Source organism: Streptomyces sp. NBC_01618 (assembly GCF_045209435.1).
In the GTDB taxonomy this organism is placed as follows: Bacteria; Actinomycetota; Actinomycetes; order Streptomycetales; family Streptomycetaceae; genus Streptomyces.
The window spans coordinates 2,473,080-2,495,812 of the sequence record NZ_CP109297.1; the positions used below are offsets into that span (position 1 = coordinate 2,473,080).

Genomic DNA, 22,733 nt, shown 5'->3' on the forward strand with positions numbered 1-22,733 from the left:
GGAGCGGGGCTGGGTGCGTGCAGTTGCAAGGCGGAGGATTGAGGCATGGCGGAGCCATGGTGATTGACGACAACGTCGCAGATGTGCGTGCCCAGCCCCGCGACGCCGCCCCCCATTTGCCGGTCGGTCTAAGAAGCACGGTCGCGAACCGGCTTCAGCGCGGCGCGACCACTGCCCCGAGCAGTCCGGGCCCGGTGTGTGCACCGATCACCGCGCCCACCTCGCTGACATGCAGGTCGACCAGGCCCGGCACCCGCTCGCGCAATCGCTCGGCGAGCCGCTCGGCCCGCTCGGGTGCCGCCAGGTGATGCACGGCAATGTCCACCCGGTCGCCGCCCGAGCGTTCCGCGACGATCTCCTCCAGGCGCGCGATGGCCTTCGAGGCCGTCCGCACCTTCTCCAGCAGTTCGATGCGGCCGCCGTCCAGTTGGAGCAGCGGCTTCACGGCCAGTGCCGATCCCAGCAGCGCCTGCGCCGCACCGATACGACCGCCGCGGCGCAGATAGTCCAGCGTGTCGACGTAGAAGTACGCGGAGGTGCCCGCGGCCCGCTTCTCCGCGGCTGCGACGGCCTCGTCCAGGCTCCCGCCCGCCTCCGCCGTCTCCGCCGCCGCCAGGGCGCAGAATCCCAGGGCCATGGCGACCATCCCGGTGTCCACCACCCGCACCGGAACCGATGCGTCCTTCGCCGCGAGCACGGCGGCATCGTATGTACCCGAGATCTCGGCCGAGAGGTGCAGCGAGACGATGCCGCCGGCTCCGGCCTCGGCCGCCGCCCGGTACGCGGCGGCGAAGACCTCCGGGCTGGGCCGGGAAGTCGTCACGGGGCGACGCTTCTGGAGCGCCACTGCGAGGGAGCGGGCCGAGATCTCGGTGCCGTCCTCCAACACCTGATCGCCGAGGACGACGGTCAGCGGCACCGCGGTGATGCCGTGCCGCTCCATCGCGTCGGGCGGCAGGTAGGCCGTGGAATCGGTGACGATCGCGACATGGCGGGACATGAGCGGGAGGTTACCTGGCGAGCCCTCGGCTCGGCAGTCCGACCCCGACCGAATGATCGCTCCGGACCGCTTGGGACCACATCCGGTCACCGTCGGTCATCGAACGTCTCAGTTCGTCGTTTCGGGCCGAGCCGCCTTCTGCCACGGATACTCGGTCCGTCGTTGCGGGTCCGGAGCCGTGATCGCCTGCGCCGTACCGTCGGCCGCCCCTCGTTCCTGCGCTGGTCGGATCGGCTGCCCGTGCCCCGTCCGCCACCCCTGTCCCTGTCCCTGATCGCGGCTGCCGCCCTGCGCCTGTCCCTGGCCGTGGACCGGTTCGTCCGGTTCCACCATCCAGTGCCGCAGCGCCCCGGCCTCCACATCGATCTGCGCGTTCAGCGCGTCCAGATCGTCGTCGGCGAACTGCCGCGCCCGGTCCCGGGCGGCCCATCGCAGCGAATCCGCGGAGTGTGTGATCCGCTCCGTACGCTGCTTCAGGCCCGGCAGCATCGACGCGACCGTCGCCCGGTCGGGCTCGCCTTCCAGTCTCTTCAGGTCGTCGTCCAGCTCCCGCCCGTGCGCACTCAGCCGCTGGAAGAGGCCCAGTGACTCCGAGAGCGAGGCATCCTCGGCGGCTCCCGTCTGCAACGCCTGCTGCGTGGCCCGCATGGATGTGCGCAGCGCGAGCCGCAGCTGCGCCAGCTCTGCGCCCACGCCCGTCTGGCCGTAGCTCTTGGCCCGCAGCGTGGTGTCCTCGACGGTCCGGCGCGCCTGCGTGATCGTACGGTCCACGCCACGCTTCGCCACGCCGATGGCCTTGACGCCCACATACACGCCCAGGGCCACGAACGCGAAAAAGAGCAACCCCAGGATGAGGATCACGGCTTCCATGAACGCCCCTCGCATGTCGTTTCGGCTGCCGGGAGCCGGCCCCTCCACCGTAAACGGAAATGGCAGGCCGAGGGTTCCTTCGAAACCCCCAACCTGCCCGTAGGGGAACGCCCCCACGCCGCGGCACAAAACCGGCGAATACTCGACAACCGTCACGCGGGGGCGACGACCGCCATCATGCCGGGACGATATTGACCAGCTTCGGCGCCCGCACGATCACCTTGCGGACCCCTGCGCCGTCCAGCGCCGCGATCACGGCCGGATCGGCCAGGGCCAGCGCTTCCAGCTCCTCGTCCGTGATCGACGGGGAGATCTCCAGACGCGCCTTGACCTTGCCCTTCACCTGCACGACGCAGGTCACGGCCTCGTCCACGACGTACGCCGGATCGGCGACCGGGAAGTCCTGGTGCACGACCGACTCGGTGTGGCCCAGCCGGTGCCACAGCTCCTCGGCGATGTGCGGTGCCAGCGGCGCCACCAGCAGCACCAGCGACTCGGCGACGCTCCGGGACAGCGGGCCGCCCGCCTTCGTCAGGTGGTTGTTCAGCTCGGTGACCTTGGCGATGGCGGTGTTGAAGCGCATCCCGGCCATGTCCTGGCCGGCCCCGTCGATCGCCTTGTGCAGCGCCCGCAGCGTCTCCTCGCCCGGCTCGGTGTCGACGACGGTGACCTCGCCGGTCTCCTCGTCGACGACGTTGCGCCACAGCCGCTGCAGCAGCCGGTACTGGCCGACGACGGCGCGCGTGTCCCACGGCCGCGACACGTCCAGGGGGCCCATCGCCATCTCGTACAGGCGCAGCGTGTCCGCACCGTACTCGGCGCAGATCTCGTCCGGCGTGACGGCGTTCTTCAGGGACTTGCCCATCTTGCCCAGGACACGGCTGACCTTCTCGTCCTGGTAGTAGAACTTGCCGTCGCGCTCCTCGACCTCGGCCGCCGGGACCGCGATGCCACGGCTGTCCCGGTAGACGAACGCCTGGATCATGCCCTGGTTGTACAGCTTGTGGAACGGCTCGGCGGACGAGATGTGTCCCAGGTCGTGCAGCACCTTGGACCAGAAGCGCGCGTACAGCAGGTGCAGTACGGCGTGCTCGGCGCCGCCGACGTACAGGTCGACGCCACCGGTGGGCTGCCCCTCGCGCGGGCCCATCCAGTACTGCTCGATCGCCGGGTCGACCAGCTTCTCGTCGTTGCGCGGGTCCAGGTAGCGCAGCTCGTACCAGCAGGAGCCCGCCCAGTTGGGCATGGTGTTGGTCTCGCGGCGGTACTTCTTCGGGCCGTTGCCGTCGCCCAGGTCCAGGGTGACGTTGACCCAGTCGGCGTTCCGGGACAGCGGGGTCTCGGGCTGGGTGTCGGCGTCCTCGGGGTCGAAGGTGCGCGGCGAGTAGTCGTCGACCTCCGGCAGCTCCAGCGGCAGCATCGACTCGGGCAGCGGGTGGGCGATGCCGTCCTCGTCGTAGACGATCGGGAAGGGCTCGCCCCAGTAGCGCTGACGGCTGAACAGCCAGTCGCGCAGCCGGAAGTTGACGGTGCCCTCGCCAACGCCGTGCTCCTTCAGCCACTCGGTGATCCTCGCCTTGGCGTCGACGACGCCCAGACCGTTCAGCGAGATCTCGTCATTGGCGGAATTGACCAGCTTCGCTTCGTACGAGGAAAAGGCGTCGTCCCATGCGGAGGGGTCCGTGCCCCGGTCGTCCGACGGCTGGACCACACAGCGCATCGGCAGCTCGAAGGCGCGCGCGAAGGCGAAGTCGCGCGCGTCGTGCGCCGGCACGGCCATGATCGCGCCGGTGCCGTAACCCATCAGGACGTAGTCGGCGATGAAGACGGGCACCTTCTCGCCGCTGACCGGGTTGGTCGCGTACGCGCCGGTGAAGACACCGGTCTTGTCCTTGGCCTCGGCCTGCCGCTCGACATCGGACTTGGCGGCGGCCAGCTTGCGGTACGCGGTGACAGCCTCGGCCGGGGACGCGTGTCCGCCGGTCCACACCGGGTGGGTGCCCTCGGGCCAGGTGGCCGGAGTGATCCGCTCGACCAGCTCGTGCTCGGGCGCCAGCACCATGTAGGTGGCGCCGAACAGGGTGTCCTGGCGGGTAGTGAAGACGGTGATGTCGCCCGCGCCGTCGACCGGGAAGTCGACGCGCGCGCCTTCGGAACGCCCGATCCAGTTGCGCTGCTGCAGCTTGATGGCCTCGGGCCAGTCCAGCCCGTCCAGGTCGTTCAGCAGTCGGTCCGCATAGGCCGTGATGCGCATGTTCCACTGGCGCAGCTTGGCCTTGAAGACCGGGAAGTTTCCGCGCTCGGATCGGCCGTCGGCCGTCACCTCTTCGTTGGCCAGTACGGTGCCCAGGCCCGGCGACCAGTTGACCGGGGCGTCGGAGGCGTACGCCAGGCGGTACCCGCTCAGGACGTCCGCGCGTTCGACGGCGCTCAGGGCGCTCCAGTCACGGCCGCCCGGGGTGGGGCGCGAACCGCTCTCGAACTGTGCGACCAGCTCGTCGATCGGACGGGCCCGATCGGCCTCGGTGTCGTACCAGGAGTTGAAGATCTGCAGGAAGATCCACTGGGTCCACTTGTAGTACTCCGACTCGATCGTGGCGAACGAGCGGCGCTTGTCGTGGCCCAGGCCCAGTCGGCGCAGCTGGGCCGTCATGTTCTCGATGTTGGCCTCGGTGGAGACCCGCGGGTGCGTGCCGGTCTGTACGGCGTACTGCTCCGCGGGCAGGCCGAAGGCGTCGAAGCCCAGGGTGTGCAGCACGTTGTGCCCGGTCATCCGCTGGTGGCGGGCGAAGACATCGGTGGCGATGTAGCCCAGAGGGTGACCGACGTGCAGGCCCGCACCCGAGGGGTACGGGAACATGTCCATGATGAATTTCTTCGGCTTGGCGGCCAGTTCCGGATTGCCCGCCAGGTCACCGGACGGATTCGGCGCCTCGTACGTGCCTTCGGCGTCCCAGAAGTCCTGCCAGCGTGCCTCGATGTCGGCGGCCATCGCCGCCGTGTAGCGGTGCGGCGCAGCCGTCTCGGCTGCGGAATTCGTCTCGCTCATGATCCTCAAAGCTCCATCGATCGTCATCTGCCGGCGCCCACGTCTACGGACACGCGTCTACGGAAACGAAAAATCCCCTCGCACAGGAGGGGACGCCGCGCCGATTCCGACCAGGCATTCTCACCGGTCGGGACTGATCAGCGCGGCTCGCTAAGCAGAAGGCGTACGGCACGCATGGCGCCAGGGTACCGCACGGGCCCCGGGCCGGTCCTGGCGCGACCGATCCATGCACGCATGCACGAGAAGCGGGTCACCCTCTAAGGATGACCCGCTTCTCTCTGCTTCACTGTGGAGCTAAGGAGAATTGAACTCCTGACCTCCTGCATGCCATGCAGGCGCTCTACCAACTGAGCTATAGCCCCGCGCTGTGTGCCACCCGGTCCTGTTGGCCCCTGGCGACATCGAGAACATTACCGGTGACCCCGCCGGTCCACCAAATCGTTTCCCGCCTGCCCGGATTTGACCAACTTTGCGGCACCTCGGTCAGGGAAGGGCGTGCAGGCAGCGGTGCACACAGGGCTCACGCGGTGGCGAAGGAGTAGAAGCGCTTGAGAGTGCAGTGCTCCTCCAGCAGGCGCCCGTAGATCGGCTCTCCCTCGAGCTCCCGGTAGGTCTCGATCGGGTCGCCCTTTATGATCAGCGCCCGCGCACACTCCTCGCACCAGTACTGGTACTCCGGATTGATCGGATCCATGTCCCTGACGATGGGCGTACCGCTGCCACACCAGTCGCACTTCCGCCTGTGTGCACCCATGAGTCAGCTCCGGCTTTGGCCACGGGCAGTGCACACGCAGGAGATTCCGCCGTTCTCGCCGAGCATGTGGGCCGCGCGGAGCGGGCCACCGGCAAGGCGACCGGTCCGGGCACGGCGTTCGGGGACAAGGAGCAGGTCCGGGACCTCGTGGCGGCTCGCAGGCATCGCGCGCTCCCTCCCGTTCGGTCCGTCGCCCCCTCCGGCGGTTCGATTCTGCCATGACCCCGCAAGGGGGTCAGCCCGGCGGATATCCGGTCGGTCACCGACGCCGTACAAGACCCGCCGAGGCGCCCGCCAACGCCGCCGCCGACAGTGCGAGAGCGCATGCCCACACCGCGTGCCCCGGCCCTTGCACCCCGGGCGTATCAAGGCGGTTGAGATAGAACGTGCCGAATGTCGCGACGCCGATCAGCTGACCGAGTTGGGTGACGGTCACCAGGACTCCGCTCGCATCAGCCGCATCCTCCGGACGTACGTTCGCCAACGCCCCCGTGAGGGTGGGGCTGAAGCCCAGTGCCATGCCGCCACCCATGACCGCAAAGGCCGCATACAGCCAGAGACCGCCGTCGCCTCCGTCACGCAGCAACAGCCCGATGGCCACGGAGCCGATGGCCACCAGGGCGAACCCGCCCGGAACCAGGGCACTTTGAAGCCGCGCCGGCCACCGGCGCCAGGTCAGCCCGATCACGCCGAACACCAACGCGGTCGGTGCGAACATCAGCCCCGTGCGCAGCGCCGAGTAGCCCAGGCCGCCCTGGATGTGCAGCGTCATCGCGAAGAGGAAGCCCGCGTTGATCGCCATCACCACGAGAATGCGCAGCGCCGCCCGGGCGATCCCCGGGATGCGCAGCACCCTGGGCGCGATCAGGGGCGCACCACCGCGCGCGGCAAGCCGTGACTCGTACCCGGCGAACCCGACGAAGAACCCCACGGAGGCAATCAGACAGACCCGGGTCCAGACCGGCCAGTCCAACTCCTGCCCGAGCACCAGGGGAACGGTCAGCAGCGTGACAGCGGCGGCCAGCAGCACCAGTCCCGACAGATCGAGCCCACGCGCCCGCGCCTGGACCCTGGCAGCCCCTGTACGTGGTTCGCCGGGCAGCACACGGACGCCGAGCACCAGCAGGGCCAGCCCGATCGGCACATTCACCAGGAAGACCGGCCGCCAGCCCGCGCCGAACAGATCGGCGCTGACCAGCACCCCGCCGATCACCTGCCCGGCGGCCGCGCCGGTGGCGAGCACCGCACTGTAGGCACCGAGCGCCCGGATCCGCCCCTCGCCGGTGAAGTGTCGCTGAATGAGGCTGAGCACCTGCGGAATCATCACCGCCGCACCCGCCCCTTGGATCAGCCGGAAGGTGATCAACTGCCCGGTTCCTGCCGCGAGTCCGCAGGCCAGCGAGGCGGCGGTGAAGACGGCGAGTCCGGCCAGATGGGCCCGGCCGTGTCCGAGCAGGCCGCCGAGCCTGGCACCGATGACGAGCAGTACGGCGTACGCGATCGTGTAGCCGGCCACGATGAGCTGCAACCCGGCTCCGGAGGCGCCGAGTTCGCTCCGGATCGTCGGGGCGGCGACGTTGACGATGAAGGTGTCGAGCAGCGCCATGAACTGAGCCGCGAGGACCAGGGTGAGCACTCTCCCGCGGCGTTTGTCAGTGGTGACGTCTTTACTGGTTACGGAAGGTGGAGTTGTCTCGGCGGTCGTCGTCATGGCGTCGAGCCTGACTCCGGGTGGATACGGGTAACGAGAGCCCGCTGATGCTGGTACCGGCAGCACCTGGCAACTCCCGTACGGGGCAACGACGATAGGAGTGTGAGATCGGTGACGACGGATCAGCCGGCCCGGCACCGGAGGCGTCCGGAGCTCGCGGCCTTTCTGCGCAACCGCCGGGCGCGGGTGACGCCCACCGATGTGGGCATGGCGCCCGGGCTGCGCCGCCGCACGCCGGGTCTGCGCCGCGAGGAGGTCGCCCAGCTCTCCGGCATCGGTATCACCTGGTACACCTGGCTGGAACAGGGCCGTCCGATCAACGCGTCACCGCAGGTCCTGGACGCCGTGGCGCGCACCCTGCGGCTGGACGCGCCGGAGCACGAACACCTCTACCACCTGGCGGAGGTGGCCTACGCCCCCGGCAGACAGACCGGCGCGATCGAGGTCGGGCCGGAAATCCAGGGCATCATCGACGCGCTCGATCCGCGCCCTGCCGTGGTCTACAACACTCGGTACGACGTCCTGGCCACCAACCCCGCCTACCGCGACCTGTTCGACAGCCCCGAAAGAGCGGGAACGGGCATACGCAACGCGCTGTGGACGCTGTTCACGGCGCCCGAGGACGCCTGTCCCGTCGTCCACCGGGCCCAGGAGCTGCCGATCATGGTGGCGACGCTGCGGGGAGCCTACGGGCCGCATACCGGCGAGCCCGCCTGGGAGTCGTTCGTCGAAAGCCTCTCGGCCGCCAGCCCCTACTTCGCCGAGCTGTGGCGCAGTGGGGATGTCGCCCCGCCGGGGCCGCGGGTGAAGACCTTCCGGCACTGGGCGGCGACCACCGAGATACGGATGACTTCGGTGTCGCTGTCCGTCAATGGGCTGCCGGAGTGCCGGATCGTGGTCTACACCCCGGCCGACGGGGAGAGCGAGGAGCAGGTGGCGGCGCTGCGGCGGTGCCGGGAGGCGTGACCGGACGCACGGTCAGCGGGGCGGGCCGGGGGAAACGGGACGGTCAGGGAGAACGGTCAGGGAGAACGTCGGGGGCAACGCAAAGATCCCGCCCCCTGATGGGAACGGGATCCTGATTGTGGAGCTAAGGAGAATTGAACTCCTGACCTCCTGCATGCCATGCAGGCGCTCTACCAACTGAGCTATAGCCCCGCTGTTCGTTGTGTTTCCCTGCGTTTCCGCGCTGCGAACAAGAAGAACTTTAGCCTGTGACCAGCCAGAAAGTGAAATCCGGCCGACGCCGCCCCGAGGTGACCTCACCGCTACGTGTCGTCGCCGAGTACCGGCTCGGGCAGCGTGCCGGCGTTGTGCTCCAGCAGGCGCCAGCCGCGCGCGCCCTCGCCCAGCACCGACCAGCAGCAATTGGAGAGCCCGCCGAGCCCTTCCCAGTGGTACGACTCCAGGCCCAGCAGCCGGCCGATGGTGGTACGGATGGTGCCACCATGGCTGACGACGACGAGCGTGCCGCTGTCGGGCAGCTTGTCGGCCTGTTCGAGTACGACCGGGGCGGCCCGGTCGGCGACCTCGGTCTCCAGCTCACCGCCACCGCGGCGCACGGGCTCGCCGCGCTTCCACGCGGCGTACTGCTCGCCGTACCGCCCGACGATCTCCTCGTGGGTCAGGCCTTGCCAGGCACCGGCGTACGTCTCCCGCAGTCCCGCGTCGTGCGCGACTTCGAGACCGGTGATCGCGGCGAGCTCGGCGGCCGTGGCCGTCGCCCGCTGCAGGTCGGAGGCGACGATCGCATCCGGCCCCAGCGAGGCGAGCAGCCGGGCGGCCCGCCGGGCCTGCCCGACGCCGGCCTCGGTGAGCGCGATGTCCGTGGAGCCCTGGAACCGGCGCTCCAGATTCCATGCCGTCTGGCCGTGTCGCCAGAGGACGATCCTGCGGCCCCTGCCGCTTCCGCTGCCGTTCAGCTCTGCTCACCTTCCGTGCTGCCGGTGAGCTGGGCGTGCTCCTTGGCCTTGCCGCGGGTCTTGACGGCGTCCTCGGGGAGCGCAATCTCGGGGCAGTCCTTCCAGAGGCGCTCCAGCGCGTAGAAGACACGCTCCTCGCTGTGCTGGACGTGGATGACGATGTCGACGTAGTCGAGGAGGATCCAGCGCGCGTCGCGGTCGCCCTCACGGCGTACCGGCTTGGCGCCGAGCTCCTTCTGGAGCCGCTCCTCGATCTCGTCGACGATCGCCTTGACCTGGCGGTCGTTGGGGGCCGAGGCCAGCAGGAAGGCGTCCGTGATCGACAGCACGTCGCTGACGTCGTACGCAATGATGTCGTGCGCGAGCCGGTCGGCGGCCGCCTGAGCGGCGGCGTTGATGAGCTCGATGGAGCGGTCCGTGGCGGTCACAAGCAGGCTTTCGTCGGCGGTCAGATCAACCCCTAGGGTCTCACGGACCGCCGACAGCCCACGCAGCGAACGTTCGAAGGTCGAATCGACATCATCCGGCCGGCGCGGCCCCGGTCATTTGATCTTGTAGTTCTGACCGAGCACGACGGACACATCCGCGTTCGCGGCGGGCTTGCCCTGCTTCACCGCACTTGTCGGCAGCCCCAGGGTCTTGGCGACCTGCGTGGCCTTTTCCTTGTCCGCCGCGGTCTTGTAAAGGACCTCGGACAGTGCCACGGCCTCGGCCGTGCCGCCGCCGACGAAGGCATAGCCACCGTTGACCAGCTTGATCCGGGCGGACTCGGTGCCGTCCTTGTTCCCGGTGGCGTTCTTGACTCCGACCCGTACCGCCGCGTCGGCGGACGGCGCCTTCACCGTGCCACCCAGGATGTCCTTGACGACACTCTCGGTGGCCGCTTCGGTGAGTGTGCCGTCGGCCTGCACCGGCAGCAGGGCCGTCTTGTAATCGCCGATCTTGGCGTGCTGGGCGAGCTTCGCGAGGGAGGCGCCCAGGTCCTTCTCGGGGAGTGACGGGTCGAGGATCTGCGCCAGTGTCTGCACGGTGACCGTGGCGGTCTTCGGATCGTCCGAGATCTTCCGCAGAACACCCCGCAGCACCTCCCCGAACCGCGTGAGCTGCTTCGTCTCGGCCTCGCCGGGCGCCCGGTAGGTGGCGTACGCGACGGCCATCTGACCGCTCAGGGTCTGCGCCTCGCCCTTCTTCACCAGGGGGGAAGCGCCCTCCTTCGTGTCGGGCACCTCGGTGTCGGTGTCCACCTCGATGTGGCCGACCAGATCGACGAGGGTCTCCAGATAGGGGGTGTCGAGCCGCCATGTACCGCTGATGCTCGTGCCGAGCAGCGTGTCGATGGAATCGCGGGTGCCGGTGGTGCCGTCGTCCTCGACGGACTTGCCGAGGGTGGTCGTGACGCCCTCGTCGTCGGAGACCGCGAGCGAGTTGGGGAGCAGGACCGTGGTGCCCTGTTTGGTCGTCACATTGTCGACGAGCAGCGCCGTGGAGGTGCCGCCGTTCTTGGTGTTGTGCAGATGGACCACGATGACGTCCCGCTGCTGCGGGCCCGTCGATGCCGTGTTGTCGTTCTCCGAACCGGAGAGGCCTGGGATCTTTCCGGCGGACCAGAGGTAGCCGACACCGCCGACCACCACCAGGACCACCACGACTATCAGCGCGACCATGCGGTTGCGGCCGCGGCGCCGCGCCTCCTCGCGCCGCTCACTGCGGCTCTCGGTGAACTTCAGCCAGTCGATGACGTCTTCGGAGTCCTCGTCGGGCTCCTCGATGAAGGAGAACTGCTCGGTGCGGTAGTCGGCGCGGCGCTGCCCGGGAACGGACGCATCCGGCCCGGCCCCGGCGTCGCCCTCCGGCCGGGGTTCCTGCGTGACCGGCGCCGGTGCGGGCGGAGGCGGGGGCTGTGCCGGGGGCTGCGCGGAGGCCTGTTGCGGGATGTTCCACTGCTGGGTGGTGTCGACCGCGGCGGGCTGCCGACCGGTGTCGTAGCCGTAACCGTCGTAGCCGCCGTAGGCCTGCTGCTGCGGTTGCTGGGGCGGCTGCGGCTGCGGCTGCTGGGACGGCTGCGAGCCATACGGGTCGTACACCTGCGGCTGCTGGGCCTGGGCCTGGGGCTGAGGCTGGGCGTACGGGTCGTATCCGTACCCCTGGCCACCCTCATACGGCTGCTGCTGGGGCTGTTGAGGCGCATACGGGTCGTACGCCTGCTGTCCGGCCTGCTGGTACACGGGCTGCCCGTACTCGTCGTAGCCGACGATCTGCGGCTGCTGGTAGTACGGGTCGTACGGGTTCTGTCGGTCGTTCACCGGTGCCCCTCTGCGTGGCTCATTCGCCGCGGTACAGCTGGCGCTTGTCGATGTAGCGGACCACGCCGTCCGGCACCAAGTACCAGACAGGCTCCCCCTGCGCGACCCTCTGACGGCAGTCCGTGGACGAGATCGCGAGCGCGGGTACCTCCACGAGGGAGACCCCGCCTTCCGGCAGTCCGGGGTCCGTGAGCACATGCCCCGGCCGCGTCACACCGATGAAGTGGGAGAGCGAGAAGAGTTCGTCGGCGTCCCGCCAGGTGAGGATCTGGGCGAGCGCGTCGGCGCCGGTGATGAAGAAGAGGTCCGCGTCGCCATGGACCGCGCGCAGATCCCGCAGCGTATCGATGGTGTACGTCGGCCCGCTGCGGTCGATGTCGCTCCGACTGACCGAGAACTGGGGGTTGGACGCCGTCGCGATGACCGTCATCAGATAGCGGTCCTCGGCCGGGGAGACGTTCTTGTGACTCTTCTGCCACGGCTGCCCGGTCGGCACGAAGATCACCTCGTCGAGGTGGAACTGGGCGGCCACTTCACTGGCCGCCACCAGGTGTCCATGATGAATCGGGTCAAATGTCCCGCCCATCACGCCGATTCGGCGCTTTCTGTGGCCGGTAGGCACTTCCTGCTCTCCCATGCGTGCAGAGCCTACTGGCACAGCTGTACGCCTCCGCCTCAGCGGTCGCGGTTGAAGCGAGTGGTGATCCACAACAGGAGCATCAGCGCAACGAACGCACCGCCTCCGATGACGAACGGGCTGAGGCTTGCGTGGTTGCCACCGTGTTCGCCGCCCTCGGCGGCGACGGTGACCAGCTGGTGCGCGGTGCTTGTGAGGCTCATCTTCGGCAGGACCTATCGATCGGGAGTCGGAAGGAAGACGTCGCGCACATCGTATGCGGGAGCCCCGGGCACGCTCACGCCGACTCAGTCGTTGTGGTCGTTGTTGCGGTATCCGCGGAGCAGGAACCAGCCGAGCAGGCCGGCTCCGACGAGCGAGGCGAGCAGCACGATGCGGAGCGTGTTGCCGGGCCCCTGATCCTCGGATGCGGCGGCGAGCAGAGCAACGGTTTGCGGCATGTCGGGCGTCTCCTCAGTTATCCACAGCCCCCGCACACCGTAGCCCCAGCACCTACGCTGGGTTTTGTCAGGGGGCGAGCGACGTCTCGTACGAACAGGGGGCCCATTCATGACCGAAAGTAGCCACGAGAGCCGCGAGAACGTGCCAAGCAGGCAGCGCAGGCGCTTCGCAGGGATCTCGTCCCGGGCCTACGAACACCCGGCGGACCGCTCGGCTCTGGTAGCCCTGCGCAAGCTGAGCGGTTTCGACACCGTCTTCAAGACGCTGAGCGGCCTGCTGCCCGAGCGGAGCCTGCGACTGCTCTTCCTCTCCGACTCCGTCCGGGTGAGCGACGCCCAGTTCGTCCATCTCAACGAGATGCTGCGGGACGCCTGTTACATCCTGGACCTGGAGAAGGTCCCGCCGATGTACGTTAATCAGGACCCGCAGCCCAATGCCATGTGCATCGGTCTCGACGAGCCGATCATCGTGGTGACGACGGGGCTGGTGGAGCTGCTCGACGAGGAGGAGATGCGGGCCGTCATCGGCCACGAGGTGGGACACGCCCTCTCCGGCCACGCCGTGTACCGCACGATCCTGCTGTTCCTCACGAATATCGCGCTGAAGGTCGCCTGGATCCCGCTCGGCAATGTCGCGATCATGGCGATCGTTACGGCACTGCGGGAGTGGTTCCGCAAGTCGGAGCTGTCGGCCGACCGGGCGGGGCTCCTCGTCGGCCAGGATCTGCAGGCATCGATGCGCGGTCTGATGAAGATCGCGGGCGGCAATCATCTGCACGAGATGAATGTGGACGCCTTCCTCGCCCAGGCCGACGAGTACGAGAAGGGCGGCGACCTGCGCGACTCGGTGCTCAAGATCCTCAATCTGCTGCCCCGTTCGCACCCCTTCACCACGGTGCGCGCGGCCGAGCTGAAGAAGTGGTCCGAGACCCGCGACTACCAGCGGATCATGGACGGCCACTACCCGCGGCGCGACGAGGACAAGGACACCTCGGTGACGGATTCCTTCCGGGAGTCCGCGACGCATTACGCGGACGCGGTGCGCAGTAGCAAGGACCCGCTGATGAAGCTGGTCGGCGACATAGCGGGCGGTGCCGGGGACCTGGGCGGCAAACTCCGTGACAAGTTCACCGGCCAGGGCGGGGGCACGACCGGCAAGGACGCGGGCACGGCCGGCAAGGACGGCGCTACGGACGGCTAGGCGGGCTCTGCACGGCCGGAGGAGCCTGGGAACCCTGAGGGGCCGGGGACTGCGCCGGGGCCTGCGGGGAGCTGACCGCCAGCGTTCCGCAGAGTGCCGCAGTGGGCCGGCCTGTGGTGTACGGGTCGGTACCCGCAGGGCCGTGGGAGACGGCGCGCTGCCCGGCGAGCAGCGGCCGCAGCGTGCCGGCGGTGTCCGTCGGGCACGCCTGCGGTCCGGCCTGGACGTAGCTGGTGCGAACCTCCAGCCGGTGCAGCCGCAGGTCTTCACGGTCGAAGCGGAAGACCAGCTCGCGCCGTACGGTGAAGAGCGAGGCGCCGTCCACCCGTTGGGGTCCCGAAGCGGCCGGGCGGAGCGTGTAGGTGAAGGTGTGGTCCGACACCACTTCCAGGGTGTCCGACCCCGTCTCGGTGTAGCTCAGGGTGCCCCGGACCCGGATGTCCGGACCGGCCAGCGTCACCTTCACCGGGTCGAACCGCACCAGCCAGCCGGTCGGGGCATGCTGCCCGTCGTCGTCCGGCCGGTTCATACTGCGGTGGAACTGGGCCGTCTGGTCCGGATCGAGCAGCAGTTCCACCGGCCGCACCGCATGGCCGGTGAGGACGTCGGGGTCGAGCGAGGACGCCACCAGGTAGTCCTTGACCGTGGTCAGGGCCGCTGCCACCTGGCTGTCCGAGAAGTTGTCCGTCGCCCGGATCGACGGCGGGTTGATGCCTTCGGCACCTTTTGCGAATTGCGCGGCGGGGCTCTTCGCAAGGAGTTCTGCGGGTGTTCCGCCGGGCACGGCGGACCGGGGGGCCAGGGATACGACGGTCGATCTGAGGGTCTCGGCCCTTTTGCCGACAGGCGCCTGGTAAGGATGGCGGAAGCCCATGTACACGGCGGTCGCGAAGGCGAGGGCGATCAGGAGGACCAGGGCGATGGCGGCTCTGGAGCCGGCTCGGAGGCTCCGGGGCGGGAGGCTGCGCACGGCACGGGCGTGGTCCCCCATGCGTTCCTCGGCGGAGAATTCCTTCAGCCGTGCCGCACGTACGAACGACTCGTCGAAAACGAGTGACCGGTACTCGTCCTCACCGCCGCCCGGTGCGTTCTCGGGCGGACCTTCTGGTGGTTCTCCACGGTCTGCCATGACTTCTCCCGACTCCACGTCACCGACCGGGGCCGAAACGTTTCGCTCTGCTTCGGCCGAGTGGCTTCGGACAGGGCCTGCCCGTCATGAGTTCGCATGACGTCGCATGACTGCGCATGTACGGACGAGTGAGAAGCCCCCTCGTAGAGAGGGGTCACACCTTCAGGGTAGGTCGATTACGACCGAGGTAAACGCCGAGCCGCTGGAGAACCATCGGAGAGTTGCCCCGGTGCCCGGAGAACCGCCCTCAGGACGGGCGCGGGACATCTCCCGGGCCTGCGCGGGACGAGCTGAGGACCCCGCGGGACGCTTCCCAGGGCACACGCGGAAGCCCCCAGGACATGCGCCGGACGCCTTCGGAACTGGGCGGGCGACGCGGGGGCAGCAGGCCCGCACGCGGCGCGGGACACGGCGTATGCAGGGAGGGAGGGACACGGCCTACGTGGGGGCCTGTTCGTCGTCGGTGGTGTCAGCCTGTGTGGGGGACCGCCGAGACGGTGGGGCGGGGGTAACCGGCCGAGGCAGAGGGGATGGGGCTGGGGGCGGGTCCCGGGGCGCTGTCCACGCCCGTGGCGGCGGGCAGTGGGGCGGGCTCCTGGCGGCTGCCCGAGCTGTTGCGGTAGACGGCGCTGAAGGCCAGCGCGACCATTCCGATGCCCATCAGCACGGCCAGCAGCCAGGCCACCGGCCGGTGCCAGCGTGCCGAACCCCGGTAGGGGCGCAGAGCGCCGCCGTGGCGCCCGTAGGGGCCGGTGCCGTACGCGTCGTCATCCGGGTCCAGCGGGTCGTCGTAGGCGCTCCCGCGGCCGTATGCGCCGTCCGGCCCGTAGCCCTCGTCGGGGAGTTCGTCGTCCAGTGGGCCGCCACCCGCCCGCGCCCGGGACGCCTCCGCCTCGGCGCGCGCCTGCGCAGCGGCCAGCAGCCGCTCGACGGCGGTGGGTTCATGGATCTCGGCAGCCCGCACGAAGTCCTCGTCGAACACCACGGAGGCGAAGTCCTCGTCCGCGCCCCCGCGGTCGTCGTCGGGCTCCCAGCCGTCCGGGAACGGCCTGCCCCCCACGTCGTCCGGCACCACTCCAGACTAGACCCGCCGGGTCGTTCTGGGCAGGGAGCCGACAACATTCACCGAACGCGGACGGGTCACCGCACGTGGCCGTCGCCGGTGACGATGTACTTCGTCGAGGTGAGCTCCGGCAGCCCCATCGGGCCCCTGGCGTGCAGCTTCTGGGTGGAGATGCCGATCTCCGCTCCGAAGCCGAACTGGCCGCCGTCGGTGAAGCGCGTGGACGCGTTCACGGCCACCGTCGTGGAGTCCACCAACTGGGTGAAACGGCGGGCCGCGGCCTGGGAAGTGGTCACGATCGCCTCGGTGTGGCCCGAGGACCAGAGCCGGATGTGCGCGACGGCCGCGTCCAGCGATTCCACGACGGCGGCGGCGATGTCGTACGAGAGGTACTCGGTCTCCCAGTCCTCCGGCGTCGCCGCCACCACGGTGGCCTTGGACCCCTCGGCGTATTCGAGGACCCGCTCGTCGCCGTGCACGGTCACCCCGGCGTCGGCCAGCGCCTCCAGGGCGCGGGGCAGGAAGTCCGCGGCGACGTCCTTGTGGACCAGGAGCGTCTCGGCGGCGTTGCAGACGCTCGGGCGCTGCGCCTTGGAGTTGATCAGGATGTCGACGGCCATGTCGAGGTCGGTCTGCGCGTCCACGTACACATGGCAGTTGCCGGTGCCGGTCTCGATGACCGGAACGGTGGACTCCTCGACCACCGTACGGATCAGCGAGGCGCCGCCGCGCGGAATGAGGACGTCGACGAGGCCGCGGGCCCGCATCAGTTCCCGCACCGAGTCGCGGCTCTCGCCCGGCACCAACTGCACCGCGTCGGCCGGGAGACCGGCCCCCCCGACGGCGTCCCGCAGCACCCGCACCAGCGCGACATTCGAGGCGTACGCGGAGGACGAGCCGCGCAGCAGGACGGCGTTGCCCGACTTGAGGCAGAGGGCCGCGGCGTCGACCGTCACATTGGGCCGGGCCTCGTAGATGATCCCGACCACGCCAAGCGGCACCCGGACCTGTCGCAGATCGATGCCGTTGGGCAGGGTCGAGCCGCGGACGACCTCGCCGACCGGGTCGGGCAGCGCCGCCACGTCCCGCACGTCGGCGGCGATGGCGCGGATCCGCTCCGGCGTGAGGGTGAGCCGGTCGACGATCGACTCGCTGGTCCCGGCCTCGCGGGCGCGGGCGACGTCCTCGGCATTGGCCGCGACGAGCTCGCTCGTCCGCACCTCCAGCGCGTCCGCGATCGCCAGCAGCGCATCGTCCTTCGCCGCGCGCGGCAGCGGCGCGAGGTCGGCGGCGGCGGAGCGGGCCCGGTAGGCGGCCTGGGCGACCGGGGACATGTTGTCGTACGGCGAGAGCGTGGTCATGCCCGCAGAGTAGTGCGCACACTGCGGGCATCCCTCACGTATCCCGTGATGCGAGACAACTGCCCCGAGCCCGTTCCGTGAGCGGGACAGCTACCCGAACCCGTTCCGTGATACGGAACAGCCGCCCCGAACCCGTTCCGTGATACGGGGCGGCCGCCCCGAAGACGACCGCCCCGGGGCCGTCGCCGTGCTCAGTACGGGTGAACGCCGACCGGGGCGGCCGGGGGCGGTCCGTAGCCCTCGGCGACGCGCTGGTGGTACGTCTCGCGGTCGATGACCTCCAGGCCGACGATCTCCCAGGGCGGAAGCTTGGCGGTGGAGCGGTGCTCTCCCCACAGCCGCAGCGCGACGGCCGCCGCGTCGTGCAGATCGCGGGCCTCTTCCCAGTAGCGGATCTCCGCGTGGTCGTTGGCGTACCGGCTGGTCAGCAGGAAGGGGTGGTCGTGCGCGAGCTGTTCGAGCCCGCGTCTGACCTCCTTCAGCGGAATCGCGGTGCCCGAGACACTGAGCGTGATGTGCCAGAGTCTCGACGGAGTGCGTTCCTCCTCCGCACCGGCCGACTCGGACAGGGTGGTCCGGTCGTCCGCACGGTCCATGGACCGTCTCTCGTCGAAGCCGACACCTGCTCCGACACTGGTCAGGGCCCGGCCACCCGTTCCTCGGGGCGGCGCCCCCGGGCGCGCTCGTCTCACCGGCGGCCTCCTGTGAATGCGTTTGCTGTGCTGTACCCCGCTGTGTGCCCCCGTGACAAAGTTGACCAGTCCGCGGCCGAGGATGGGGCGGTTTTCATGAAGGTCTCCGCCCTGAAGCTGGACTTTCAGCCGTTTCAGGGTGTCTGTCAGGGGTGCAGGAGGACGAGATCGTCCCTGTGTACGACCTCGCGCTCATATGCCGGACCCAGTTCGCGTGCCAGGTCGCGGGTGGAGCGGCCGAGCAGCTGCGGGATCTCCTTGGCGTCGAAGTTGACGAGTCCGCGGGCCACGGGCCGGCCTTCGAGGTCGCGCAGTTCCACCGGGTCGCCCGCGGTGAACTCGCCTTCGACCGCGGCGATTCCGGCAGGCAGCAGCGAGCTGTGCCGTTGGACGACCGCCTGTACGGCCCCGTCGTCGAGGGTCAGCGAGCCCTGCGGGGTGGAGGCGTGGGCGAGCCAGAGCAGCCGGTCGGCCGACCGTCGTCCGGTGCGGTGGAAGTACGTACCGGTGTCGCGTCCGGCCAGGGCGTCGGCGGCCCGGCTCGCCGAGGTGAGGACGACGGGGACTCCGGCGGCCGTGGCGATCCGGGCGGCCTCGACCTTGGTGACCATGCCGCCGGTGCCGACGCCCGCCTTCCCCGCACTGCCGATGGTGACACCCGCGAGGTCCTCGGGCCCGGCCACTTCGGCGACCCGTGAGCTGCCCGGGGTGCTCGGGTCGCCGTCGTACAGCCCGTCCACGTCGGAGAGGAGGACCAGGAGATCGGCGCGGACGAGATGGGCGACGAGCGCGGCGAGCCGGTCGTTGTCGCCGAACCGGATCTCGTCGGTGGCGACGGTGTCGTTCTCGTTGACGATCGGGAGCGCGCCCATGTCCAGGAGCTGGTCGAGGGTGCGGTAGGCGTTGCGGTAGTGGGCGCGGCGACTGGTGTCGTTGCTGGTGAGCAGCACCTGACCGACGCGCACGCCGTACCGGGCGAAGGAAGCGGTGTAACGGGCGACGAGCAGCCCCTGGCCGACGCTGGCCGCGGCCTGCTGCCTGGCCAGGTCCTTGGGCCGGCGGAGCAGCCCGAGCGGGGCGAGCCCGGCCGCGATGGCGCCGCTGGAGACGAGCACGATCTCGCGCTCCCCGCCGCTCCTCACCCTGGCGAGCACGTCGACGAGCGCGTCGACGCGATCCGCGTCGAGGCCGCCTGCCGCGGTGGTGAGGGATGAGGAACCGACCTTGACCACGATCCTGTGGGCCTCTGCGACGCCCTGCCTTGCCCCTGACACGTACATCCCCAATGATTCGGCCTCCGCCCGGTCCCCGCAATCTACGCGAGCGGCGGGACGGGCGCCTGTGCGTTCCGCCCCGTGGACGGGCGCCTGTGCGTTCCGCCCCGTGGACGCGAGCCTCCGGGCCACGGAGCCGCCGCGCCGGGACACCCGGGTGCGAGTCCCAAACCCGAGCCCAGTAACCCGAGCTACCGGAGGCGGCCCTTCCGATTCCGTGCCCCGAGATCAAGGCACTCGGCGCATTGCGCGACCACCCGCTTTTGTCGAAGAAACCCTGCGGATCTCCCGACGACATCCGCTACATGTCGGCACAATCACTGTGCCTGCACCGGAGCAACCATCGAGGCACCCTGGCCATCTAACAGCCGATAGGGTGCACGGCGGCCGGCTACTTATGCCCATTTTTCAGCAGCGCAGACCCCGCACCCGCCGTCGGCCAGAAGGACCTCTACCAGACATGGGACAGCAGAGATGCCAGTCAAAGTAAGTGTCGTCATTCCTGTATACAACCCGGGCAAGTACATCGACCCCTGCATCGACTCGCTGCTGCGACAGACCCTCCGTGCAGGGGAGTTCGAAGTTCTCTTCGTCAACGATGGCTCGACGGACGACACTCGCGAACGGCTCGAAAAGCTGGCCGTGGAGCACTCGCATTTCCGTGTCATCACCATCCCGAATTCGGGCTGGCCCGGAAAGCCGCGCAACATCGGTGTGAACGAGGCGAAGGGCGAGTACGTCCAGTTCGTCGACCAGGACGACCATCTCGCCTCCGACGCCCTGCGCCAGCTGTACGAAATGGGGCACCGCAACCGCTCCGACATCGTCATCGGCAAGGTGGCCAGTAACTTCCGCGGCGTCCCGCACGGCGTGTTCAAGAAGAACCGCGAGAAGTGCAATCTGCGCGACGCGCCCCTGTACGACAGCCTCACCCCGCACAAGATGTTCCGTACGAAGTTCCTCCGCGAGAACGGCATCGCCTACCCCGAGGGCAAGCGCCGCCTCGAGGACCAGCTCTACATGATGCAGGCGTACTTCCCCGCCGAGGTCGTCTCGATCCTCGGCAACTACACCTGCTACTTCTACTCCCGGCGCGACGACGGCAAGAACGCGGGATCCACCAGGATCGTCCCGTCCCAGTACTACGGGAACCTCCGCGAAGTCCTGGACGTCGTGATCGACAACACCGAGCCGGGCGAGTTCCGGGATCTGCTGCTCCGCCGCTTCTACCGCGTCGAGATGCTGAGCCGGCTCAGCGAGCCCGCGGTGGTGAGGTACCAGCCCGAGTTCTTCCAGCAGATGTGCGACGCGATCAGGCCGCTGGCCATCGACTTCATGGGCGACGGGGTGCACAACGGCCTCGGCCCGCTGCTGCGAATCCGCTCCACGCTCCTGCGCAGGGACGACCGGGAGGGTCTGCTCCGGATCGCCCGGTTCGCCGGGTCCGTCAAGGCGTCGGCCCGCCTGGAGGAGTTCGCCTGGCAGCCGGACGGCCGCGTCGCGCTCACCGTGTCCGCCCGGCTGGTGCAGGGCGACGACGAGGAGCCGGTGAAGCTGCTGCGCCGGGACGGCCGGTACTTCCTGCACCCGGACATCGGCGGGGGGCTGCTGGCGGAGGACGAACTCCTGGACGTCACCGACGACCTCGACGGGTTCTCCGCCGAGCTGTCGCTGCGCAATCGCGAGACGGCCGTCGAGTGGCCCTGTACGGCGAAGTTCACCGCACAGACCGATGACCTCGGCGACGGTGCCTGCGAGATCGTCCTGCGCGGCAGCGGCCACGTGTCCTCGGAGGCGGTCAAGGGCCGCGGCCGGGTCTCCCGCGGCTTCTGGGACGTCTGGGTGCCGCTGCGCGGACTGGGCCTGGTCCGCAAGGCGAGGCTGGGCGCCGACCGCGCCCCCGAGGTGGACGCCGCCTGCCTGCCCGCGTCGCTCGGCTCGCCGGCCCGTGGCGTCATCCCGTACTTCACCGAACCGCACGGCAACCTCACGCTCGATGTGGGCCGCCGCAGCAAGAAGCTCGCCGCCCACCTGGACGGCCGTCCCGCGCTGCGGACGGCGGGCCGTCGGCCCGAACTCCGGCTGGACCTCTTCACGACCACCACCACCGCCCCGTCCGACGTCCAGCTGGTCCTGAGTCCGGCCGAGGGGACCGGCTCGGCCGTGCGCACGGTGCGTACGGTGCTGTACCCGGCAGCGGGCCGGGCCCATCTCAGGGTGCCGAGCCGCGCCCCCGGCGTCGCGGCGGGCGCCTGGAAGCTCTCCGTCCGGCTGGACGGCGAGAAGAACCCCGCGCTGAGTCTCTGCGACGTCACCGTCAGCGGGGGCGGGCGGATCCAGCTGGATCCGGCGCTGCCGGAGGCCGCGCACACGATCACGGCCGACGTGGTCGCGCAGCGCCGCAAGGCGACTTTGCGCCGGGCGCTGCGCACCGTCGGCGGCCCCATCGTGCGCAGGCTTCCCGCGCAGGGCCGTAAGCGGGCCCGGCGTCTCGCGAGCCGGCTCACCGGCTGATCCACACCCGCGAGATCCACCGTCTCCCCCGCCGAGACGGCCCACCAACAACACCAGCACCAGCACCAAACACACCGGAACAAGGACGTGATCGCATGCGGCAGCTCTCCATCGCGGGCGCCTGGGTGCATGAGCCCAAGGTCTTCCCGGACAGCCGCGGCAGCTTCCACGAGTGGTTCAAGGCGTCCGAGCTCGGCGACGCCGTCGGACACACGCTGCAGCTCGCGCAGGCCAACTTCTCCATCTCCAGCCGGGGAACCCTGCGCGGTGTCCACTTCGCCGATGTCCCGCCGAGCCAGGCCAAGTACGTCAAGTGCGTACGCGGCGCGGTGCTCGACGTCATCGTGGACATCCGGGTGGGCTCCCCCACGTACAAGCGGTGGGAGGCCGTCCGGCTCGACGACGTGGACCATCACGCCGTCTATCTCGCCGAGGGTCTCGGCCACGCCTTCATGGCCCTGACGGACGACGCGTCGGTGGTCTACCTGTGCTCCGAGGGCTACGCGCCCGGCCGCGAGCACGGCATCCACCCGCTCGACCCCGAGCTGGGCATCGAGTGGCCCGAGGGGATCACCCCGCTGCTGTCCGACAAGGACGCCGCGGCCCCCTCGCTGGCCGAGGCCGAGAAGCAGGGCCTGCTGCCGTCGTACGAGACCTGCCAGGCGTACTACGCCGAGCTGCGCGCCCGCGGCTGAGCCCGGGCGGGAACGCCGAAGCCCCCCGTGGTCCGTACGGATCACAGGGGGCTTCGCACTGGTCCCGGACAGCCGTTCTGGTCCCGGACGGCTGGGTTCCGTCCCGGACGGCCGTTCT

General features: G+C 69.5%; 20 protein-coding genes and 2 tRNA genes. 4 read left to right on the forward strand and 18 right to left on the reverse strand.

Translation table 11 applies throughout. The features are described 5' to 3' along the window. Window positions 1-154 precede the first annotated feature (154 nt). The 6 genes from OH735_RS11710 to OH735_RS11735 form a co-directional block, all read right to left on the reverse strand. The gene (locus tag OH735_RS11710; protein ID WP_406381311.1) at window positions 155-1,000 is read right to left on the reverse strand and encodes a DegV family protein; all 846 of its coding nucleotides are present in this window, start codon (window positions 998-1,000) and stop codon (window positions 155-157) included. Window positions 1,001-1,108: 108 nt separating this feature from the next. Then, window positions 1,109-1,870, reverse strand: coding sequence for a hypothetical protein (locus OH735_RS11715; protein ID WP_406386529.1), 762 nt, complete (start codon window positions 1,868-1,870; stop codon window positions 1,109-1,111). 175 nt (window positions 1,871-2,045) lie between these two features. After that, complete coding sequence (leuS, locus tag OH735_RS11720) at window positions 2,046-4,919, reverse strand: leucine--tRNA ligase (RefSeq protein WP_406381312.1); 2,874 nt, start codon at window positions 4,917-4,919, stop codon at window positions 2,046-2,048. 289 nt (window positions 4,920-5,208) lie between these two features. Further along, window positions 5,209-5,281 (reverse strand) — tRNA-Ala (locus OH735_RS11725). Between the two features lie 158 nt (window positions 5,282-5,439). After that, window positions 5,440-5,673: a hypothetical protein gene (locus OH735_RS11730; protein WP_015608461.1), complete on the reverse strand. Its 234-nt coding sequence runs from the start codon at window positions 5,671-5,673 to the stop codon at window positions 5,440-5,442. A 259-nt stretch (window positions 5,674-5,932) separates the two neighbouring features. Then, the gene (locus OH735_RS11735; RefSeq protein WP_406381313.1) at window positions 5,933-7,384 is read right to left on the reverse strand and encodes an MFS transporter; all 1,452 of its coding nucleotides are present in this window, start codon (window positions 7,382-7,384) and stop codon (window positions 5,933-5,935) included. Window positions 7,385-7,486: 102 nt separating this feature from the next. On the opposite strand from OH735_RS11735, the gene OH735_RS11740 reads away from it, so the two are divergent. Next, entirely contained in the window at window positions 7,487-8,350 is an 864-nt protein-coding gene (locus tag OH735_RS11740; protein ID WP_406381314.1) for a helix-turn-helix transcriptional regulator, read from the forward strand. Between the two features lie 119 nt (window positions 8,351-8,469). Here OH735_RS11740 and OH735_RS11745 read toward each other — a convergent pair. From OH735_RS11745 to OH735_RS11775, 7 genes are all read right to left on the reverse strand, one after another. After that, a tRNA-Ala gene (locus OH735_RS11745) sits at window positions 8,470-8,542 on the reverse strand. A 110-nt stretch (window positions 8,543-8,652) separates the two neighbouring features. After that, window positions 8,653-9,306: a histidine phosphatase family protein gene (locus tag OH735_RS11750; protein ID WP_406386530.1), complete on the reverse strand. Its 654-nt coding sequence runs from the start codon at window positions 9,304-9,306 to the stop codon at window positions 8,653-8,655. Then, the gene (rsfS, locus tag OH735_RS11755; protein ID WP_406381315.1) at window positions 9,303-9,734 is read right to left on the reverse strand and encodes a ribosome silencing factor; all 432 of its coding nucleotides are present in this window, start codon (window positions 9,732-9,734) and stop codon (window positions 9,303-9,305) included. The genes OH735_RS11750 and rsfS overlap by 4 nt, the downstream gene beginning before the upstream one ends. A gap of 114 nt (window positions 9,735-9,848) precedes the next feature. Next, window positions 9,849-11,609, reverse strand: coding sequence for an LCP family protein (locus tag OH735_RS11760; RefSeq protein WP_406381316.1), 1,761 nt, complete (start codon window positions 11,607-11,609; stop codon window positions 9,849-9,851). A 19-nt stretch (window positions 11,610-11,628) separates the two neighbouring features. Beyond that, window positions 11,629-12,246: a nicotinate-nucleotide adenylyltransferase gene (gene nadD / locus OH735_RS11765; RefSeq protein WP_266746151.1), complete on the reverse strand. Its 618-nt coding sequence runs from the start codon at window positions 12,244-12,246 to the stop codon at window positions 11,629-11,631. A 38-nt stretch (window positions 12,247-12,284) separates the two neighbouring features. Then, entirely contained in the window at window positions 12,285-12,449 is a 165-nt protein-coding gene (locus tag OH735_RS11770) for a hypothetical protein (protein WP_406381317.1), read from the reverse strand. A gap of 84 nt (window positions 12,450-12,533) precedes the next feature. Continuing rightward, window positions 12,534-12,686 carry a hypothetical protein gene (locus tag OH735_RS11775; protein WP_406381318.1) on the reverse strand — a complete coding sequence of 51 codons (153 nt, stop codon included), beginning with the start codon at window positions 12,684-12,686 and terminating at the stop codon, window positions 12,534-12,536. Window positions 12,687-12,795: 109 nt separating this feature from the next. Here OH735_RS11775 and OH735_RS11780 point away from each other — a divergent pair, with 109 nt between their 5' ends. After that, window positions 12,796-13,887, forward strand: a complete 1,092-nt coding sequence (locus tag OH735_RS11780; RefSeq protein WP_406381319.1) for a M48 family metallopeptidase — start codon at window positions 12,796-12,798, stop codon at window positions 13,885-13,887. Here the strand turns inward: OH735_RS11780 and OH735_RS11785 are convergent. The 5 genes from OH735_RS11785 to proB form a co-directional block, all read right to left on the reverse strand. Further along, window positions 13,874-15,016 (reverse strand): hypothetical protein, encoded by a 1,143-nt coding sequence (locus OH735_RS11785; RefSeq protein WP_406381320.1) that lies wholly within the window; start codon window positions 15,014-15,016, stop codon window positions 13,874-13,876. The genes OH735_RS11780 and OH735_RS11785 overlap by 14 nt on opposite strands. Window positions 15,017-15,485: 469 nt before the next feature. Continuing rightward, the gene (locus OH735_RS11790; RefSeq protein ID WP_406381321.1) at window positions 15,486-16,088 is read right to left on the reverse strand and encodes a hypothetical protein; all 603 of its coding nucleotides are present in this window, start codon (window positions 16,086-16,088) and stop codon (window positions 15,486-15,488) included. Window positions 16,089-16,156: 68 nt separating this feature from the next. Continuing rightward, a complete protein-coding gene (locus OH735_RS11795) occupies window positions 16,157-17,440 on the reverse strand; it encodes a glutamate-5-semialdehyde dehydrogenase (protein WP_406381322.1) in 1,284 nt (427 codons plus the stop codon). Window positions 17,441-17,631: 191 nt separating this feature from the next. Further along, complete coding sequence (locus tag OH735_RS11800; protein ID WP_406381323.1) at window positions 17,632-18,132, reverse strand: hypothetical protein; 501 nt, start codon at window positions 18,130-18,132, stop codon at window positions 17,632-17,634. Window positions 18,133-18,278: 146 nt separating this feature from the next. After that, window positions 18,279-19,412, reverse strand: coding sequence for a glutamate 5-kinase (gene proB, locus OH735_RS11805; RefSeq protein WP_406381324.1), 1,134 nt, complete (start codon window positions 19,410-19,412; stop codon window positions 18,279-18,281). Window positions 19,413-19,880: 468 nt separating this feature from the next. On the opposite strand from proB, the gene OH735_RS11810 reads away from it, so the two are divergent. Further along, entirely contained in the window at window positions 19,881-21,920 is a 2,040-nt protein-coding gene (locus tag OH735_RS11810) for a glycosyltransferase family 2 protein (protein ID WP_406381325.1), read from the forward strand. 95 nt (window positions 21,921-22,015) lie between these two features. Then, window positions 22,016-22,615 (forward strand): dTDP-4-dehydrorhamnose 3,5-epimerase, encoded by a 600-nt coding sequence (gene rfbC / locus OH735_RS11815; protein WP_406381326.1) that lies wholly within the window; start codon window positions 22,016-22,018, stop codon window positions 22,613-22,615. Window positions 22,616-22,733 lie beyond the last annotated feature (118 nt).